Genomic DNA, 19,135 nt, shown 5'->3' on the forward strand with positions numbered 1-19,135 from the left:
TTAAAGATATTTCTCATATACTGGGATATAACGAAATAAGTGCTTTTACCAGAGCTTTTAAAAGATGGACAGGTAAATCACCTACTGCTTATTACGGTTGATCAAAGGCCATGAGTGCCATGTATAACTATTCACCCCTTGTTAGATCAACAGAATGCTTAGTCATTATAGATTGCTAAGGTATTGGATCAGTTGAGGTATTATTTATTGTATTCCTCATCCGTCACTTCTTCCAACCAAACCGTTTCCCCTTTTTCGCGTCCGGTGATTGCTACCTGCACAAAGTGAGTGTGGGCACTTGCGCCGTGCCAGTGTGGAACATCTGACGGGCATTTCATGACTTCTCCTTTTCTTACCACTATTTTCTCTTTTCCGTCTTCTTGATAGTACCCCGCACCGTCTATTGCAAGAATAATCTGTCCTGCTGGATGAGAATGCCATCTTGTTCTTGCCCCTGCTTCAAATGTTACACTACCAACGGCGGTCTTATTTACGCTGTCAGCGTTTACTAAATTCTTTAACCAGACCGTCCCTCCCGTAAAATTGGGACTGTTTACTTGTTCCCCTTTTTCGAATAGCAATTCGCTCTCGGCAGGCATATTTTCGGTCACCTGCACATCGGCATTATTTGATGGTGTATTGTTACAGGCAACAATTATCGAGGCAATTGCCAATGGTGCAAGTTTCTTAAGATTTTTCATTTCTCTATGGATTTAAGATTAAACAACTATTTATAGTGAAAAGGAATTTTTCGCACTTACAGGCTTTCGATAAAATGTGTAAGTGATGATTGTTATGCAAATAGGATAGCTGTTTTATTCATAAAAACAAAATGCTCATTCTTTTTACTGCAGATGTTTCTTAAAGAACCCTCCTAATTTATTCACGGCCTGTGAGACATACTCAGGCTTCCAATAGGTTTCGATATGCGTAGCTCCGTCGATCAAGAACAACTCTTTATCTTTTGCGTTAACTGCTTTTTTAAAGGCATCGTCTGTCATATATTTACTATCCGCTTGGTTTCCGGCCATCATCAACAAAGGCTGGTCGATCAGTTCAATCTGGTCGGTAGCATCCCAACCCATCAAGTCGATCAGGCTACTCACCGTATAGGTACCTCCCGAGTTTGGAAAAGCGCCGGAATTTGGATGAGCGTGGGTACGTTCGTAATAGATGGTTCCTTCACGGTACATCTCAAATGGCATAACAGCGATTTGCTCATCGGTGGCAGCAGGGCCACCTCCAATATATTTTACTTCACCTCCTGCTACTTCCAGTGCCCTTGCTTCGGATGCCTGTTTTAACCGCTGCTGAATGGTGTTTAACTGTGAATTTTCAAAACCGTTGCGTCTGACCATACCGGAATTGAACATGCTTAACGTAGCGACAGCTTTGAACCTTTTATCCGTTTGTGTAGCTTTCAGCGTATAGCCGCCACCACCACAGATACCGAATACTCCAAGCCTGGCCGTATCCACGCCTTTATATTCGCTAATATAATCTGCCATTCCGTGTATATCCTCTACCCTGTTTTGGGGTTTATCCACGTTGCGGGGCTGTCCACCACTTGCTCCCTGATAGGCTGCGTCAGCGGCAATGGTGATATAACCTGCTTCTGCCAAACGCTGGGCATACAATCCGGCAACCTGTTCCTTCACACCGCCATTAGGATGTGCTACTACTATAGTAGGATATTTCTTTGAGCCGTCATAATCCGCTGGCGTATAAACATTGGCAGCGATATCAATCCCGTTCAGTTTATAGTTAACCGGATGGATGTTTACTTTCCCTTTTTCATTTTTGGTTATAGCTCCTTCGTATACCAAAGAGTAGGAATTGGATTCATATGGCTTCTTATTTGATTGTGCATTTACCATATTTGTTATTGCTATTAGCATCGATAATGCTATTATTGATATTAGCTTTCTCATGACTTACTATTTTTCCGTTTTACTGCTGAGAACTTCATCCAACACTTTTTGTGCGACCTTTGCTTCTTTTTTACCTACTGCCTGTTTGATAACTCCTACAAATTCCGCTAGCTGACTTGGTGTTAGACCGACATTCAAGGATAGATTTAAATGGGAACCCAACATAGGTTCTACGCCACCAATACTGCTGAGCACCGATATGGTTACCAGCTCTCTCTGCTGATAGGTCAACACATCCCGTTCAAAAATATCCGCAAATAGATGTTCTTTCAAGAAGACCTCTATCGTTGGTGCAAAGGCTGCATATCCTGTTTTCGGTCCCGTTTCCTTATTACCACTCAATTTCTCCAAAATAGCCTTGCCACGTTCATATTTACTTTGGTCATCAGGGATCGGTGACGCTTCAGCTCCCACCACATCTTCTATTCCTTTTGCTTTACGTTCGTCCAGTACAGTAATAAATGTCTGTAAGCCCCGAAGGCTGCGCGGGAACCCGGCATAGGCATAGACATGCATAAGCGCTTCTTTGATTTGATTGATCGTTAATCCAGCGTCAAGTCCTGCATTTAATTGATCTTTTAGTTTTGATAGATCGCCTTTTCCCGTTAACCCTGCAATACGGATGATAGCCTGTTGCTTCGTGTCCAGATTCTGGTTGTTCCTCGTTTGGGCATGGATACTCGTTGTAAAAATTACCGTCATAACCATCAATACTGATTTTATTTTTTTTAGCATCGTTATCTTTAATTTTATCTTTTATCCTGCCTACTTTCTTTAATAGCAATTTGATATTACAAAGTTCCTAACCAAATTTCAGGTTAACGTATATGTATTACGGAATTTTCTACCAATATTACTCACCTAACCCTTCTTCCATTAATCACCAGTAAATCAGCCTAGTAATTAAAGAAGATCGCTGACTTTTCAGGAAAAATAAATCGTATTATTTTTTATCAATGCTGTTCGTTTTAACCGAACGCAATAAACGTGAGAATGTAAGCGATCCCATCTTCCAACTATCCTTTTCTTTAATATATACCTCAGTCACCATAAACGGATTTACAACAGTATTATCACCAACAACGTCCTCCAGATCAATATCATTGAGCACAATGGCCTTGTTACCAATGAAATTCACACTTACATTGTATATTACCTTTATAAGCCTCTTCGCGAATTTGGTAAAACGCATCTTTAGTGACGATGCTACTTTTATTTTCGTTTGTTGCGGTACAAAATGAGCCGTTATATTTATTTACCAACTCTATCCTGTAATTGGGAAGGATATCTCGCACCCACTATTTCAATATTTTTCAGTGCTGCTTCTATATTGTTCAATTCAGTTTCGCTCAAAAAGACATCCACCGCTCCCAGGTTTTCCTGTAAACGATGCAATTTGGTTGTTCCAGGAATGGGCACAATCCAGGGCTTCTGAGCCAATAACCATGCAAGTGCTATCTGAGCGGGTGTTGAACCTTTGTCTGCAGCAATGGATTTTATTAAATCTACCAATGATTGATTGGCTTTACGGTTTTCTTCCGTGAAACGGGGAACAATATTCCTAAAATCTGTAGGGTCAAATTTTGTCTTATCGTCAACTTTTCCCGTTAAAAAGCCTTTCCCTAAAGGACTGAATGGCACAAAACCGATCCCCAGTTCTTGCAGTGTAGGAATAATTTCCTTTTCAGGTTCACGGAAGAACAGAGAATATTCGCTTTGCAGGGCGGTAATTGGCTGAACAGCATGTGCTTTACGGATAGTATCCACTCCTGCCTCCGATAAGCCCCAATGCCTTATTTTTCCTTCACCTATCAGCTCTCGGATAGTTCCGGCAACCTCTTCGATAGGAATATTCGGATCAACCCGATGTTGATAAAACAGGTCAATGTAATCAGTTTTAAGTCTTTTCATAGACGCTTCTGTCACTGCTCTTATCCTTGTGGGACTACTGTCCAATCCTTTTTTTGAATCCCCATCTTCAAAGCCGAATTTTGTCGCAATGATCACCTTTTCGCGAAAGGGGGCAAGGGCTTCACCCAATAATGCTTCATTATCAAATGGCCCATAACATTCGGCGGTATCAAAAAAGGTTATGCCGGTATCAAATGCTGCCCTGATCAATTGGATAGCATCCTGTTTATCAGTGGCCGGACCATAGCCAAAGCTCAGTCCCATACAACCTAACCCCAACGCAGACACCTCCAGTCCGCTATTTCCCAATTTTCGTTTTTCCATTATATTGTTGTTTATAGATTATATGTCCAGTTTTCGTTCGCTCAAATCCGAGAATCGGTATTTCCATTCCATTGTTCAACTTTATGTTTCTCATCTTTTTCAACTTTCTGAACTTATGTTACAAATGTCGGGAGAGATTTATAACGGTTTGGTATACAGATTACTGTTTTTGATACCAATATTACTGTTCCGGGGCAATACGTAAAGAACATAGCGCACCATTTATTAGTTTTGTATTGGACAAACAGTTATTGATCATGGATGCTATCATAAACTTTAAAAACATCAAACAATATAACGCGTTCAATAATAATGAAACGTTGAATCCCTTGGTCAGCATTGTTGACCTGGGCAAAGCCGAACCGCGTCAATTTCGCCGTCTGCAATACGATTTTTATACCATTTTTTTAAAGAGTGTAAAATGTGGCGATCTCCGCTATGGCTTAAAAAATTATGATTACGAAGAGGGAACTTTGATTTTCTTGGCTCCCGGACAGGTTATAGGTGAATACAAAGAAGAATATTATCAGCCACAGGGCACAGCGCTCGTTTTCCATCCCGATCTTTTGCATGGCACCTCGCTGGGCAAGAAAATGGCCGATTACACCTTTTTTTCCTATGCCGTCAGTGAGGCCTTGCATTTGTCTGAGCAGGAACGCAAGATCATTCTGGACTGCCTGGAAAAAATTCAGTTCGAACTGAAGCGCAGCATTGATAAACATACCAAGCAATTGATCGTTTCCAATATCGAATTGTTCCTACACTATTGCGAACGGTTTTATGATCGTCAATTTATTACAAGGGACAATGTCAACAGAGGAATTCTGGAAAAATTCGAAGCATCACTCAATAACTATTTTGAATCTGAAGAACCGCGTAATTCCGGCTTACCCTCAGTCGCCTATTTTGCGGAAAAGCTCCACCTGTCACCGAACTATTTTGGTGATCTGATAAAAAAAGAGACCGGAAAATCGGCGCAGGATTATATTCAGCACAAAATAGTAGATGAGGCAAAAATTAAGATCTTCGAAGGTAAAAAGTCGATTAACGAAGTAGCCTATGAATTAGGTTTCACCTATCCACAGCATTTTTCCCGTTTCTTTAAAAAGATAGTAGGACAAAGCCCTAATGAGTTTAGGGCTACCTATATGCAATAAAAAGATTTACTGTTCTACCGATTAGGTTGGTTTCAATTCATTGATGAACGGCTGGTTATAAAAGCGTTTTCCTGTAGCCCTACAAAGGGCATTTGCCACTGCCGCAAAAGCCGGTGGGAATGGAGGTTCGCCCATTCCGGTGGGATCTTCCTCATTTTGTACAAAATGCACCTCGATCGTTTTCGGTGCCTCGTTCATTCTTATCAACCGGTATGTTGTAAAGTTATTCTTTTGCGGTACACCATCCTTGAACGGCAGTTCTCCGTAGAGCGCGTTTCCAATACCGTCGATAATGGCTCCTTCAGCCATATTGGTAGCACCGTCTTTGTTAACTACAATGCCGCAATCAATAGCGGCTACCACTTTTTCTACTTTCGGTGCGTTGTTTTTCATCACCAGATCAAGCACCTCCGCCACATAGGAATTGTGGCAAAAATAGGCCGATACGCCACGGTGCACGCCCTGCGGTGTTTCCTTCCATTTAGATTTCTCACGTACCAGTTCCAATACGCCCGCATATCGTACCGGATCATAATCATTCTTTTCGCCAACAGGATTTGTCTTTGCCCGTTCCAATAACTCCAGACGAAAATCAATCGGATCTTTACCCATTTCCATCGCCAGTTCATCCAAAAAGGACTGTTCAGCGGAAGCAATAAAATTGGAGCGCGGAGCACGGAACGCGCCGATGGTAATATTGGAAGGGATTTGCCATCCCTCAGCGAGATAGTTATCAATGGCCCCGGCTGGAAAACGATCGGCATGAACGGGTGTTTCGGGAATGCCACCCGCCTTTACCTGAAAAGCAATGAGCTTATTATCCCTGTCCAGTGCTGCACGATAGGTAGCGCTGTAGGTAGGGCGATAAATACCGGCAGTCATCTCATCCTCACGTGTGTAAACTAATTTAACCGGAGCTTTAACCTGTTGAGAAATAACCGCTGCCTCTATGAAATGATGTCCATAGGCTCTGCGGCCAAACCCACCCCCCATGCGGGCCAATCTGATCTGTATCTTTTCTTTTGGTAAACCAAGTCTTTGCGATAGCGTACCTACAATAAATTCCGGCGCCTGTATAGGTCCGTATAACTCCGCTTTGTCTGCCGTTACATGCGCAAAACAGTTGACCGGTTCCATGGTATTATGAGCCAGGAAAGGTGCCGTATAAGTGCGCTCTAGGATTTTTACCGCCGATTTGAAAGCACGTTCAGGATCTCCATCCCTGCGGATGATATTTCCCGGTTTCTTGCTGAATACTTCCATCATAGCCCGATGGTTTTCGGTACTTTCCAGACCTGAAGGATACTTGGCCTCGATCGTTTTAGCACCGGGAGTCCAAGATGATCCCATCTTAAAAGTACGTTCCGGCTCTTGTTCCCATTCCACTTTTAAGGCTTTTTTAGCCTGCAAAACCTCCCAGGTGGTATTACCAACCACTACGGCAAACTTCGTGAAGCTGGTCGTGTCGAAAAAGTTCTGTACAATATCCTCCTTAAGCGAGTCAATGGTAAATATGGCTTTCACCCCGGGCATAGATTTCGCTACGCTATCGTCCATCGATTTAAAACGCAAGCCAAAAGCCGGTGGATGTACAATCATTGCAATGAGCATGCCTTCCGTTTTGTAATCCAGTCCGAATAAGGATTTACCGCTTAAAATATTCTTTATCTCTACGTTTTTCTTCGAAGAGCCCACCACCTTAAAGTCGGAAACAGCCTTTAATTTCACCTCTTTCGGCACGGGTATTTTTGCTGCGGCAGAAGCCATTTCACCATATCCGGCATTCTTGCCGCTATTTTTATGCAATAACCTACCCGCTTCGGTAGTAATCTCCGAAGCAGGAACATTCCATTGAGCCGCTGCCGCCAGAACCAGCATCTGCCTTGCCGTGGCACCTGCTGTACGTAAGGGAGACCAAGCTTGTCTAACGGATTGACTACCGCCGGTAAATTGTCGTTCATAGCGTTCGGGGTAAAAATCGGCCTGCTCTATGATAACCTCTTCCCAATCGACGTCCAGCTCTTCCGCTAGTATCATAGGTAACGACGTTTTAACATTTTGTCCAAACTCCGGGTTTGGATTGAATAGGGTAACCACACCATTTTCACCGATTTTTATGTAACTGTTCATTTCGAACCACTCCTCCGGCAGTTCAAGCGCTTTCTTTCCTGCAGGCTTGCAGCCGGCAAGCCAACTGAAATGCAGCACCATACCTCCGCCTGCAAGCAGCGCTGCTTTCAAAAAAGACCGTCTGTTTAGGGTAGTTTTTATTAGGGTCATCGTCTTTTGCTTTTACATTTAATAATTGGCTGCTGTTTTAATAGCTGCTTTTATTCTCAGGTAAGTTCCGCAGCGACAGAGATTACCGGTCATAGCCGCGTCAATATCCTCATCGGTCGGGTTAGGTTTGGATTTCAATAGTGCGGCGGCATTCATGATCTGTCCGGCTTGGCAGTAGCCACATTGGGGTACATCATGTTCTTCCCATGCCCGTTGCAGTGGATGATCGCCATCTTCAGAAAGTCCTTCGATAGTGGTGATCTTTTTATCACCAATCGCAGAAATCGGCAATGAACAACTTCGGGTAGCTGTTTCATTGAGGAGTACCGTACATGCACCACAGGATGCCACGCCACACCCATATTTGGTTCCTACCAGATCAAGATGATCACGTAATACCCACAGGAGCGGCGTGGAAGGATCAACTTCTATGGTATACGTTTTTTTGTTGATGTTTAGTTTAGTCGCTGTCATGGTAATAATTGTCCGTTTTTTCAAAACTGGTATTTGCCGTAATGATTTAGTTCATCGATAAAAATCTTCCCGATCCCTCTTCCTATCGACGGATATGGCATGAGGTCCAATGTCTTTAATCAGGATCTTTTATAATGGTGTGCGTTCTTCTCACTATGTGTCCATTACAAAAATGCTATAAAAAAAATACGATAATGTATACATATTACTGATTTAACTACCAATATTACTGATAGAACTAGTAGCAAGAGTGGAAAGTTTTAAATTTGAGATAATGATCAGTTGATTCTTGGGAGGTATATTTTCGTCATCCTGATTAATGTAAAATCTAGAATGAAATGCTTTAATCTAAAAGCTGCTGACATACCGGAACTACCGAATAACAAGACAACAGTCGCTTGAGCCAAAAAGGAAATTCAATATTTTTGGCAACGGGTTCCCCTTTTATAGACCGTTCAATATAACTGAATATTTTTTTTTGGGTTGCCTCTTCCTCTTCTTCCGTGAGAAGAATATGCTTATCCTTGCTTAACTGCTCATACCAATGTAATAATTTTCTTTTTTCAGAAAAACTCAAATTGCGAATGCCTATCTGTTTAATAATGTTGGTTATCTCTTCGGGTATTTTCATAAATATTGGCGTGAAGTGTCTAACGTAAATGTAAATTTCCAAAGAACTATCGCCTATATCTTTATACATCTTACTGAATTTTCTACCATTTTTACTGATTTTGTTATACTTACTTTAAAAAAGAAAGGTTCTCGTTAAAAAATACTATAATTTTAATGTTATATACTTTTTATGATTTTTGCAGGGATACCGCCTACAACTGTATTATCGGGAACATCTTTTGAAACCACTGCACCTGCTGCTACGATTGCGTTTTCGCCAACGGTTACTCCTGGAAGGATTGTAGCATTTGCACCAATCCATGCATTCTTTTTAATATGGATGTGACCGACCATCAGGGATTGTCGGTCAGCAGGAGTTATAGGATGTCCCTCGGATAGCAAACTGACTTTCGGAGCTATCAATACATTGTCCTCTATGGTGATACCACCTAAGTCCAGAAAGGCACAGTCGAAGTTGATAAAGACATTTTTTCCTATTTTGGTATGCTTTCCATAATTGATGTACAAGGGCGTAAATACCGTAACACTTTCATCAATTTCATTGGCTGTAATCCGGCTCAACAATTCCCTTATTTCGGCCGGGTCTACCGAATTGTTCATTGGTATGAGCAATTCTTTCGTAGCATAAGAGGCCTCTCTCAAACGGTACGCTTGCGGGTCACCGGACGATATAGTTTCGCCGTCCTTCAGGCGTTCAAAAATGTCTTTTTCGGGTATTGCCATGGATTTTGTTTTTATATTGTTCCAATCATTGAAAAGGGTACAGATACCTCAATCAAAATGTATGTGCAAATTTCGTCAGTATCTACGGAAGGGTGTTTATACAGAACACGGATTTATTTACCACTTTTACTGATTTGGGCAAATCGGTGTGTAAGAAAGCATTAGGTTTGCTAAATTTGTAGAAGATAAAGAGGATATGGATCAGGTTCAAAGAATAGATACTGTTGGCGATGATGTATTATAAAGCGCTTTTAGCCGGAAAGCAAATCAATCAATTCCTGCGCATTGAAAGCGGCATACCCCAGCTGGTCATTATCAAAATAAATAAATACGTCTTTGCCTGCTTCTTTCCAATCCTTGCTACGTTCAGCCCATTTTTTAAGTGTCGATTTATTGTATTTACCTTGGTATTTATCCCCTGGCCCGTGCAATCGAACATATACGAAATCCGCCGTTTCTTCCAGCGGTGATAAGTGTCCCGCCAGTTCATAAATGCAAAAGGCACAATGGTGTTTTTTAAGCAAATCGTAAACTTGCTGCTTATACCAACTATGGTTCCTAAACTCAAAAGTATAGCGGTACTTTTTGGGTAAGTATTCCAAAAAGCTGCTCAACCGCTGGCTATTAAGCTCCCATTTTGGGGGTAATTGAAAAAGTATTGGGCCGAGTTTATGTTCAAGGTGGCCGGCGTGATCCAAAAGTTCCGTTATGGCATCTTCAGCTACCTTTAACTTTTTCATATGTGTAATATATCGACTGCCCTTAACTGAAAAGAGGAAGTCATCCGGGACTTTATTTTTCCAGTTAATAAAAGTTTGGGTATCAGGTAATCGATAAAAGGAGTTATTTAGTTCAACCGTACGGAACGTTTTGATATATTCATTCAGCTGGTCGGCATCTTTCGTTTCTTTAGGATAAAAGGTTCCATTCCAGTGTTTATAGTGCCATCCCGATGTCCCAATATGAATCTTTCCTTTTTTCATTCCACAAACTGGTGAAAAGTGCTTTGTTCGCGGCTTATGCTTCTTATATCGTAATCCGTACGCCGGTTGCAGGAATGGTTGCGCCGGACACATAACTGCTTTTCCTCGCACGCCCCAAAAAAACATAAATAGGCGCAGATATGATTACTTCAATTTGTTTTTTTCATCGGTATTTTGCCTATCTTCTACTTTTTTAGGCACATCGTTAAGCTGATCCCGTTGAGGGTCTATGCCCCCTTCATATGACGAGTCCGGATCAATATGCTTATCTTCTTTTTTTAACCTTTTTTCCTCTTTTTTCTTAAACGGTTTATCTCGTAAAGGAGATAAGCGGCGTTCTTTACGTATAGCCATCTTATTAAATTTAAGTGTTTTTATTGTCTTATCTTTTACCTAAACTATCCGTCTTCATGATCATTGCCCGGATCGGTATCCTCCTAAAAAACGGAGCTTTTAGGTTCTTTTAAGCTCATAGCTCCTCCTCGCTTATGCCTTTAATAAAACGCAAATATTAGTCCGCATTATTTTTTGATACATTTTAAGTCGTTAATCATATGAGGCTTTATCGCTAAGTAACTTTTATTTTATTTACACATTTTTGGCAGCATTTTGCAAGTGTCCTAAAAACCAAATGTGCTTGTCTGTATTTTGCTATACCTGGTAACTTTCCGATCTGTTTATTAAAATTCTTTGCTTGCCCAGACACTTTGATTATATGGATTGGGAAGAAATTGAAAAACGTAGAGGTGTAAAAGAAAAAGGAGACGCAACTTTATCGAATTGGCAAGATTTTTAGCTGATTTGGTTGATCCTCACAGTGGTGTCTGCTTGAAAAAGCGTTTCAAGCTCTTTATCGAGCTATTCAATTTTTTTATTCAGGTCAAAGACTTCTTCGACATTGCTAATCGATGAAACTCCGAGATTCTATTATCAGGAATTTGGCAATTTCATCATTTAACGATAAAAGTTTGCACTTTCGAAAAAACTCCGTTGTCCGTAAACCCCTGCACAACGATGCTAAACTCGTCCTTAATATCCCCCGTGTTGAATTTTATCTGTACCCTGCCTTTATCATCTGTAAGCACATGTGGTTTCCAAAATAATGTGGAGAGGTATTGCGGCTCCGACCGAGGAATATCCACCCCGTAAAACTCTCTTTCTGCGTAAATCCCATCCACTTCCGAAACACCTGTATGTTCTTCCGTCAGGCAACCATGATATACTACAGGCTCAACTCTGAATGTTGCCCGATCGGTGCTTAAATCTATTCTTTTTTGATACAGCTTACCAATCACCGGTTGATATCGGTTACTGCTATATTCGTAATTTAAAAAACCGGCATCGTCGACGTAGTCTCCACAGCCATTAGGTCCGGGTTTTCCTTTATAGGCATATAATGAGGCATTGCCCTTATTCCCTTTCACCGTTACTTCATCCAAATAGAACGTGTTTTCCATACCTTCCAATCGGTCATCCCGGCTTTCCGATATATCGTTCGTTCCAAAGGGGGTATCTATTTTTATATCTTTCGCAAGCCTTTTGTTAATGCTGTCGGATGGGTCTTCCAGCTCTACTGAAAAACCATTGTTTTTACCGTTTGACACAATAAGCGAAAGTTTATTGTCAGACCCGGACACAAAAAGGTGTTCGTTATCAAGTTTGAATGAGCCATCCGTTCCGGTTTTTATCAGATTGAGGTGATCACCGCCCAAAAGCGCCAGTTCTACAGCTTCCTTTAGTGATTTCTTGAATTTTTTAACTTGCCCCACAACAGGCGGAATCTCTGATTCCGGTATACCGCTTTCAGAATCAGCCTGCATGATATCCGTCCAGGTATACCTCCGCCATCCCTTGATCAGTAAAATATCTTCCAGCAAATCTTTATTTGTATAGTCCGGCCATCCGGCGTGCGGGATTTGGGTGGGCACCTCAAAACCCTTCTCAAGGTAAACATAATCATCAATAAATTTAAAAGTGCCTTCCATTCGATTAGATTGCACTACTGCAACAGAGAATAATCCTTTTAAAGGTTGTTTTGAAAAATCCTTTACCTGTATACCGGCCGTTACTTCTTTCCTTGTCCCGTATGCCGGGGTATCCAGGTCTATTGCGGCGTCAATTCCTTTATTAAAATGAGCGAAAAACAACCTCTCTCCCAAAGGTCTGTTTGATTCATCTAAAATTGTAAGGGTCGCTATGCCCCTTGGAAGTTTATCCAACGGGATTTCAAGTGTATCCCGGGGAGTCGCCTTTGCTTTAAATAAAGTATAGAACCCGTTATGGTTACGAATTGNTGTAAGGGTCGCTATGCCCCTTGGAAGTTTATCCAACGGGATTTCAAGTGTATCCCGGGGAGTCGCCTTTGCTTTAAATAAAGTATAGAACCCGTTATGGTTACGAATTGCGATCTGTAAAAGCGATGTATCCTCTCTGCTGTTAAAGAGATGAATTTGAAGTGTATCATTAGCAACCGCGTCGGGCAGATGAAACGTCAAATGATTTCCGGATAATTTTGGAAGGATATAAGTAGTATCTTTCCCTAGGTACGCCGATGAACGGATCTTCACTGAATAAGGATGGTTTCTCTCGGGTATCAGATTGATTTTTGCATAACCGTTATTGTTGGTCTCGAACGAATCGATGATAGACTCTCCTTTGAAAAGAAAGCCTTTTACCGATACGGGGTTTCCTTTTTCGTCTTTTGCTTCCATAGCAACCAATGACGGTAAACCGGCTACCAGATCACCGTTTTCGGGGAAAAAGTCAACGTGCAGACGCTGCTCGGCGCTGCTCGGTAGCGTGGTATTAAGATGCTGAATTTGATTGTTGTGCTTTATAGAGGTGTGAAGCACCGGCCTATCCGCAGTTAAATATCCGGCAGGTATATCGACGATTACCTCCTTCTTCTTTACCTCAATTGTCCGGAGGGTATCGTTGTTTATTGTGAAACAGGCTATTGGATTCGATTTATCTTTATCATCATTTTTTACGGTCAATTTTGCTCGTATGTTCGCTCCTTTTGGCATAGAATCCAAAAGCATGATACTACTGGAGAAATTTGAAAGCTTCGTAGATTTAACGGTGATGGGCGTTCTGAAGATGGCGGTCGGTTTTCCACTACCATTCAGTATATTGGTATACGCGACCAACTCATATTTTCCCGCGGGTATTGAATCGGGTAAAACGATATCCCCTGCACTGAGCCCTTTTTCGATCTTGAATTTACCGGACAGAGCAACACTCCGGTCATCATGCCTGAAAAGAAAGAGATGAAGTACTTTATACTTTGATATATCAAAATAACCGTTGTTCAACAAATAGGCGCTGAACCATATAGGTTCATTTTCTGTATAAACGGTTTTATCGATATGTAAAAATAACGGAATAGAACTACGGACCTCGGTGAAGTTTTCGATTTTTCGTTGAATTAAGGCAGTTTCGGAATTGCCTATTTGAGAATAGACACTGGTATTGAATAGGCAGATAAAATATAACGAGTAGCATAAATGGATAAGACGCATAGTATCGGGTTCATTCAGTGCAAGAAGACAAAAGTTCGCGATGTTTATAATGGTTTTGTTTCAATTCGTTCCCAAAGGATCCGTTCGTCTAAATGTAAACAACTTGTTTACAAAGAAATTCCATATAAAAACAATTAACGTACTAACAAGTTTGCCGATATAAAAATTAGCATGAAGTTTTTGGATCAGGATTAATTTGCCTGGGCATACGATGACCCTATTGGGATCGTTACCGTTATCTCTGTACCTTCTGTGTTTGAATTTACGCTGGTTTCACCATTTAAATATTCGACCCTGCGTCTGATAGATTCCAGGCCCAAAGATGATTTTTTAATGGGAGATTTCTTTTCACCCAGCCCTATTCCATCATCGCTGATCGTCAGGATAAGGTTACCCGCTTCCTCATAGATCAGGATACTTACATTTTTGGCCTTCGCATGCTTGATGATATTGGTAATGGCTTCCTGGATAATACGCAGTAAGGCAATATATGTATCCATACCGACGTTAACCAAGGAATTATCGTCAATGTAAATAGTTTTATTGTACCGATTATCAGGCAGGGAGTTATCTGTAAGCAGCCTGATCCGCTTTTCGAAAGAGGCCTCCTGTTGTTCATCGGCAGCACTGAACCATTCATGACTCTTTCTCCTGGCTATTTCATATGCATGTGCTGTTTCCGCTTGTAGCTTGCTCAGTTTGTTCTTTAAGACAGTATCTTCCGCGTCCATTGACAACACCTCCAGTTGGTGTCTGATAGCGGCAATAGATGAAGAAAGTCCATCATGAAGATCCTGCCCGAGCCGTTGTTGTTCCTCCTTAACTGCCTGATGTTTGGCCTCTTCCATAGCAATGATCTGTAAATTGGCCATGTCGTTAAGGACTGCTATCTGTGCCTTCGCTTTCCTTTCCCTGTAAATCATAATCAGGTAGATGACCAGCACAATAAGCACTGCCGAAGAGGAAACTATTATTAACCAAAGAGACCGCTGCCATTTGGCCTTTTCTGCCCTTTGAAGAGCTATATTGCTATGCTCAGCCTGCGTAAAAGCATAGAGCAAATCACTTGATTCCTTCATCAAGTCTGCTTGTAGGTCACGCTCAATTTTCAATGCGTCTGTCAGTAACGAATAACCCTCTTTGTAGTCACCCTGTAAGATCTTTAACTTAGCCTTAAATTCAGCAACGTCAGCATTTTGACTTTTGCCAAAACTGGGAAAAGCTTCATATTTGGCAATATATGATCGGAGACTGTCCTGGTCCTTTAGATTGAGATAGTTTTCTATACGAAAACGGATTAGATTTATATCGATAAAGTTAGTCGCCTGATCTTGGTAAGTGGTCTTCAGCGTTTCCATTCGGTTCAGGAGAATTCTGGCACTATCATATCTATGCTCAAAGTTAGCCACAGAATGCTCAATATCAATCATCAATAAGTCATTGTACAACATCTGGCTTCTGCGCAGCGAATCAGTGTGTTGGAGTGCTTTGCTGATCTGTCTTGCTAAAAGCGCTGTCTCCCGTACCGATGCTGTATCATTCTGCCTGACATATCCCGTTAGAACCGGCGACAAAATATATAGAGCGTTGAGGCCTATTGAATTATCAACCTGCCCATATTTCAGGAGCTCGGGCAAGCGCATGAGGTAGCTTTTCTCTTCGTTAAAAAGAGCAATGATTTTATCGTATAATCTTAATTCTTGATAAATTTTACATTTTTGCAATTGATCCACCAGCGGATGTTTCTGACCATATTTTTTATATTCCTCAGAAACTTTTTCAGCGTAATACATAGATGCACCGTTTTGTTTGAACATACGTGCATTGTTAAAAAAGAGAAAAAAATAACTTACACGGGCACGGCTATATTTAGGTTTACTCCACGCGATTTCTTCATACAGGCTAAGAAGAGATACCAGCTCTTTGGTTTTAAAATGCTTTCCCTCGGAGAGCAATTGATGGGTCAGCGAATCAGCCTTAATAAAGTACTGCTCTGCTGAAATATTGTTCGAGTGATAGGCCTGCGCCAGCTTGTCGAAATCCGTTGTGCCTTTAGCGGTCGATTGCGCTGTAGCAATCTGGCTTTCACTGATTAGAAGTAAGAAAAATACAATAAAGTAATATAAACGCTTGGGTGACGGATAGGTTTTGGCTTTCATGGAGGGTAAAAAATTTGCGGACGGGGTTAAATTAGTTCCTGCTTACGTGCATAGGATAACAGGTCGGTAATGGAATTTACATTTGCTTTTGCCATCATCTTACGCCGATGCGCAACAATGGTATGTTTGCTAAGGTAGGTCTGTTCTGCGGTTTGAGCGATCGATAATCCACGGGCAAAGTATTGCAAAACCTCCAATTCCCGTGTTGAAAATGAGATCGTTCTTGTTAGATTTGAATTCGAAATAATTTCACGTATTACGGGACTGATGTACTGTTCACCACGCTCAATAATGGTCAGGCATTCAAGTATCGCATCAAATCCCGATGATTTACTGACAAGAGCATGGGGTTTATAACTAAGAATGTTTGCAATTGCTGTAGGGTTGACCACAGAACTCATTATAATGATAATAATCTGCTTATTTAATCGCTTAACCTCATTGATAAGCGGGAGTCCGTTTTTATCTTTCAAATAATAATCCAGAAATAAAAAAATGGGGGTTTGAGAATGCTTAATCAGGAAACGAGTTAATCCCCTTTCCTCACTAAATGTATGTACTGAACGAAAAAGCTCCAGCCTTTCTATGAGTGCCGAAAACGAATCGGCAAATAAAAGGTGATCATCTAAAACTATCGCTATTGCGTCGTTATTTTCCATAAACTTCTTTTATTAAATGACCAGATGTGGTAAAACAGGAGGTTTGATAGCTACATGAAAGAGTATGTTAAGAACTCATTACTGCCATGTGAAATTTCACATTTTATCACTATCTACCTTTTAGTTAACAAAGTTAAAAAAATACCGGAATGTCTTCCGATCCCTGTTCTTCCATTTTGTTTCCGCAGGAAAGGAATCAATTAAAAAATGTCATTATCATCAAAAAATATATAGCAAATTATTATTATTTCAATCAATTAAGGTAGCAAAATATTGCTATAGTGTATACGCTCCTACCTTCCTTTAATGGAATCTGAGTTATTTTGTAGGTAATTAGCGTAAGTAATATAAACGATCCTTTCATTCATTCAACAATGTGAAAAATTGTATAGCTACTATTCAGCAATTCAGCAGATCGAATGTGGATAGGACAGAAATAGTGCTTGCAAACAGACTGCTTCAGGTAAATGAAGCACAACAATTCATGCCTGAGTGTACGAATATCATTGACAGGAGGGTTAATTATTCTTATTTTATCATGACAAAAGAACAGAATTCGTCAAATAACTTCAGCAAAATGCTAATATCGATATTGGCACATGACCTTAGACAACCATTTTCTACCCTTATAGCAACTACAGATATGATCAAATATGCAGATCAGCCCTTATCTGAAAAAGAATTACATATGATTTTTGACCATTTACATCATACCGCATCAAAAAGTATTAAATTGCTTGATGGACTCATTTTTTGGCTAAAATCACAAAGCGACAGTAATACCTATCAAGCAGAACCCTTGCTTTTGCATGATCTGATCAACGAAGCGAACAGCTTATATATTCATGATCAACTCAGCAAAGCTGTTGTTGTTTTTAATGCTATACCAAGCTATCAACTTGTTCATGCAAATAAAGAAATGCTGCAATTTATTAATAGAAATATTTTAAGTAATGCTACCAAATACTCTCCGGCAGGAGGAGTCATCAATATATCATGCAGTGTGAAAGACAATCAGATCACTGTTGCCTTTAAAGATCAAGGGATCGGGATTAGAGAAGATAAACTTGAACGATTATTCAATATCCATGATACAGAAGTGTTAGATGGCTATCATTTACAGGGCGCAGGAATTGCTTTAAATATTTGCCAGGATATAATCCGACAAACGAATGGAAAATTGTGGGTAGAATCTGTGTACGGTCAGGGGGCCACTTTTTTTTATTCGTTACCGCTTCCGGCGTAACGGAATGTATCAAGAAAGTAGATCTCAAAGTGGCAAGTCAACCTATAAAAAAGCTACTCTCAAATGGCTTCCTACCAGTAAAAATATTTGGTGCTGTTCTTTGCTATTAGATCATTCCTCAATTCCTGCGCCAAGGTTCCGGTTTTTCTATAATACATCTTTTAATGTTTATGGCCCGTTTCCTCTTATAATGTTCTATTGATCTTTGCACTTATAAAATATAGTAGATGTGAACACCACTTCTAATGGCTTATTACTGTCCCAATTATTCTATTTGATTGAAAATCTTTACTGATAAAGAGCGTATAGATTTTTCCTGACGTTATGCTTAAATTAGCAAACGCAGTAACATCTAGATCCCTACCAAGCTCATCAATAATGGTAATAGTGTGAAGGTCTTGGGTATCCACTTCCTTGAAAGGCCCCAAACTTTTCCAATCAAGTCCGGGCACATCGCCCGCAGATTTTCCATTTTCGTCGTAGGTAATCTTGACCTGATCTCCAAATGTCCCATAGTCAACATCTGTAAACAATGTTTCTCCCTTACTGTTTAACACACTAACCCGTGCATGATTTATATCAAAGTTAGCGAACCGAATTTTGATCTTATCGGCAGCCGGTGCACTTAAATCGTCATACACCAGAATCAAGCTATCTATATTTCCCGGATTTAATTTGCTGATCGATTTTTTTTGAACAGCAAATAAGCTGTGATAAAAAGTGGCAATTGGCCCATTTGGCCCTGAAAAAGAGTTCTTATCAGTTTCTTGAATAAAGTTAGCGCTTCCCCCAAACAAATAAGATGCCTTGTAAGTTGTACTTTCACCTTCTGTTAGGTTAAACTGGACTTTTCCATATTGGGTATCTAAGTAATCTTCGGAAGCAGTGTTTGGTGTGAGTGCATCGCTATTGATTTGCCGGGTAAAATCCCAGAAATGAACAGGAACATTTTTTGAAAGCACATTCACTAATTTAACTTTCGCACTCAAAGGAGGTCTCTCACTGGCGTCTATATCCAGATAGTCCGCTTTATCGCATGCGCTATAAGCAATTGAGATGAATATCGCTTGGAAATAGATAAGGATCCGACTTTTTTTTCTTTTTTCGATGAGATTTCTCATATCATATCAATTA

17 protein-coding genes are annotated in these 19,135 nt (G+C 40.6%); 3 read left to right on the forward strand and 14 right to left on the reverse strand.

The window, feature by feature from the left end:
* Window positions 1-8 precede the first annotated feature (8 nt).
* On the forward strand, window positions 9-101 hold the full coding sequence (locus tag RYH73_RS25945; RefSeq protein ID WP_335316369.1) for a hypothetical protein: 93 nt from the start codon (window positions 9-11) through the stop codon (window positions 99-101).
* Between the two features lie 99 nt (window positions 102-200).
* Here the strand turns inward: RYH73_RS25945 and RYH73_RS25950 are convergent, their stop codons facing one another.
* From RYH73_RS25950 to RYH73_RS25970, 5 genes are all read right to left on the reverse strand, one after another.
* The gene (locus RYH73_RS25950; protein WP_335316347.1) at window positions 201-701 is read right to left on the reverse strand and encodes a cupin domain-containing protein; all 501 of its coding nucleotides are present in this window, start codon (window positions 699-701) and stop codon (window positions 201-203) included.
* Window positions 702-845: 144 nt separating this feature from the next.
* Window positions 846-1,931 carry an alpha/beta hydrolase gene (locus RYH73_RS25955; protein ID WP_335316348.1) on the reverse strand — a complete coding sequence of 362 codons (1,086 nt, stop codon included), beginning with the start codon at window positions 1,929-1,931 and terminating at the stop codon, window positions 846-848.
* Window positions 1,932-1,937: 6 nt separating this feature from the next.
* Entirely contained in the window at window positions 1,938-2,666 is a 729-nt protein-coding gene (locus RYH73_RS25960) for a carboxymuconolactone decarboxylase family protein (protein ID WP_335316349.1), read from the reverse strand.
* 208 nt (window positions 2,667-2,874) lie between these two features.
* Window positions 2,875-3,123, reverse strand: a complete 249-nt coding sequence (locus RYH73_RS25965; protein ID WP_335316350.1) for a hypothetical protein — start codon at window positions 3,121-3,123, stop codon at window positions 2,875-2,877.
* Window positions 3,124-3,182: 59 nt separating this feature from the next.
* Complete coding sequence (locus RYH73_RS25970) at window positions 3,183-4,166, reverse strand: aldo/keto reductase (protein ID WP_335316351.1); 984 nt, start codon at window positions 4,164-4,166, stop codon at window positions 3,183-3,185.
* Window positions 4,167-4,423: 257 nt separating this feature from the next.
* Between RYH73_RS25970 and RYH73_RS25975 the strand changes: the two genes are divergently transcribed.
* A complete protein-coding gene (locus RYH73_RS25975) occupies window positions 4,424-5,323 on the forward strand; it encodes a helix-turn-helix domain-containing protein (RefSeq protein WP_335316352.1) in 900 nt (299 codons plus the stop codon).
* A gap of 21 nt (window positions 5,324-5,344) precedes the next feature.
* Here RYH73_RS25975 and RYH73_RS25980 read toward each other — a convergent pair whose 3' ends face one another.
* From RYH73_RS25980 to RYH73_RS26015, 8 genes are all read right to left on the reverse strand, one after another.
* Entirely contained in the window at window positions 5,345-7,603 is a 2,259-nt protein-coding gene (locus RYH73_RS25980; protein ID WP_335316353.1) for a xanthine dehydrogenase family protein molybdopterin-binding subunit, read from the reverse strand.
* Window positions 7,604-7,621: 18 nt separating this feature from the next.
* Window positions 7,622-8,077, reverse strand: coding sequence for a (2Fe-2S)-binding protein (locus tag RYH73_RS25985; protein WP_335316354.1), 456 nt, complete (start codon window positions 8,075-8,077; stop codon window positions 7,622-7,624).
* Between the two features lie 343 nt (window positions 8,078-8,420).
* Window positions 8,421-8,777, reverse strand: coding sequence for a hypothetical protein (locus RYH73_RS25990; RefSeq protein WP_335316355.1), 357 nt, complete (start codon window positions 8,775-8,777; stop codon window positions 8,421-8,423).
* An 89-nt stretch (window positions 8,778-8,866) separates the two neighbouring features.
* Window positions 8,867-9,433 (reverse strand): sugar O-acetyltransferase, encoded by a 567-nt coding sequence (locus RYH73_RS25995; RefSeq protein ID WP_335316356.1) that lies wholly within the window; start codon window positions 9,431-9,433, stop codon window positions 8,867-8,869.
* Window positions 9,434-9,684: 251 nt separating this feature from the next.
* Complete coding sequence (locus tag RYH73_RS26000; protein ID WP_335316357.1) at window positions 9,685-10,416, reverse strand: DUF72 domain-containing protein; 732 nt, start codon at window positions 10,414-10,416, stop codon at window positions 9,685-9,687.
* A 144-nt stretch (window positions 10,417-10,560) separates the two neighbouring features.
* Entirely contained in the window at window positions 10,561-10,770 is a 210-nt protein-coding gene (locus RYH73_RS26005) for a hypothetical protein (RefSeq protein WP_335316358.1), read from the reverse strand.
* Between the two features lie 3,358 nt (window positions 10,771-14,128).
* Window positions 14,129-16,096 carry a sensor histidine kinase gene (locus tag RYH73_RS26010; protein WP_335316359.1) on the reverse strand — a complete coding sequence of 656 codons (1,968 nt, stop codon included), beginning with the start codon at window positions 16,094-16,096 and terminating at the stop codon, window positions 14,129-14,131.
* A 26-nt stretch (window positions 16,097-16,122) separates the two neighbouring features.
* Window positions 16,123-16,755 (reverse strand): helix-turn-helix transcriptional regulator, encoded by a 633-nt coding sequence (locus RYH73_RS26015; RefSeq protein WP_335316360.1) that lies wholly within the window; start codon window positions 16,753-16,755, stop codon window positions 16,123-16,125.
* A gap of 376 nt (window positions 16,756-17,131) precedes the next feature.
* Here RYH73_RS26015 and RYH73_RS26020 point away from each other — a divergent pair, with 376 nt between their 5' ends.
* Complete coding sequence (locus tag RYH73_RS26020) at window positions 17,132-18,001, forward strand: sensor histidine kinase (RefSeq protein ID WP_335316361.1); 870 nt, start codon at window positions 17,132-17,134, stop codon at window positions 17,999-18,001.
* A gap of 242 nt (window positions 18,002-18,243) precedes the next feature.
* Here the strand turns inward: RYH73_RS26020 and RYH73_RS26025 are convergent, their stop codons facing one another.
* Entirely contained in the window at window positions 18,244-19,122 is an 879-nt protein-coding gene (locus tag RYH73_RS26025) for a hypothetical protein (RefSeq protein WP_335316362.1), read from the reverse strand.
* Window positions 19,123-19,135: the final 13 nt, after the last annotated feature.

Source organism: Olivibacter sp. CPCC 100613 (assembly GCF_036959255.1).
GTDB lineage: Bacteria > Bacteroidota > Bacteroidia > Sphingobacteriales > Sphingobacteriaceae > Olivibacter.

Coding starts and splice junctions, on each gene's coding strand:
- RYH73_RS25950 (WP_335316347.1), bottom strand. CDS start 701: ATGAAAAATCTTAAGAAACTTGCACCATTGGCAATTGCCTCGATAATT.
- RYH73_RS25955 (WP_335316348.1), bottom strand. CDS start 1,931: ATGAGAAAGCTAATATCAATAATAGCATTATCGATGCTAATAGCAATA.
- RYH73_RS25960 (WP_335316349.1), bottom strand. CDS start 2,666: ATGCTAAAAAAAATAAAATCAGTATTGATGGTTATGACGGTAATTTTT.
- RYH73_RS25965 (WP_335316350.1), bottom strand. CDS start 3,123: ATGCGTTTTACCAAATTCGCGAAGAGGCTTATAAAGGTAATATACAAT.
- RYH73_RS25970 (WP_335316351.1), bottom strand. CDS start 4,166: ATGGAAAAACGAAAATTGGGAAATAGCGGACTGGAGGTGTCTGCGTTG.
- RYH73_RS25975 (WP_335316352.1), top strand. CDS start 4,424: ATGGATGCTATCATAAACTTTAAAAACATCAAACAATATAACGCGTTC.
- RYH73_RS25980 (WP_335316353.1), bottom strand. CDS start 7,603: ATGACCCTAATAAAAACTACCCTAAACAGACGGTCTTTTTTGAAAGCA.
- RYH73_RS25985 (WP_335316354.1), bottom strand. CDS start 8,077: ATGACAGCGACTAAACTAAACATCAACAAAAAAACGTATACCATAGAA.
- RYH73_RS25990 (WP_335316355.1), bottom strand. CDS start 8,777: ATGTATAAAGATATAGGCGATAGTTCTTTGGAAATTTACATTTACGTT.
- RYH73_RS25995 (WP_335316356.1), bottom strand. CDS start 9,433: ATGGCAATACCCGAAAAAGACATTTTTGAACGCCTGAAGGACGGCGAA.
- RYH73_RS26000 (WP_335316357.1), bottom strand. CDS start 10,416: ATGAAAAAAGGAAAGATTCATATTGGGACATCGGGATGGCACTATAAA.
- RYH73_RS26005 (WP_335316358.1), bottom strand. CDS start 10,770: ATGGCTATACGTAAAGAACGCCGCTTATCTCCTTTACGAGATAAACCG.
- RYH73_RS26010 (WP_335316359.1), bottom strand. CDS start 16,096: ATGAAAGCCAAAACCTATCCGTCACCCAAGCGTTTATATTACTTTATT.
- RYH73_RS26015 (WP_335316360.1), bottom strand. CDS start 16,755: ATGGAAAATAACGACGCAATAGCGATAGTTTTAGATGATCACCTTTTA.
- RYH73_RS26025 (WP_335316362.1), bottom strand. CDS start 19,122: ATGAGAAATCTCATCGAAAAAAGAAAAAAAAGTCGGATCCTTATCTAT.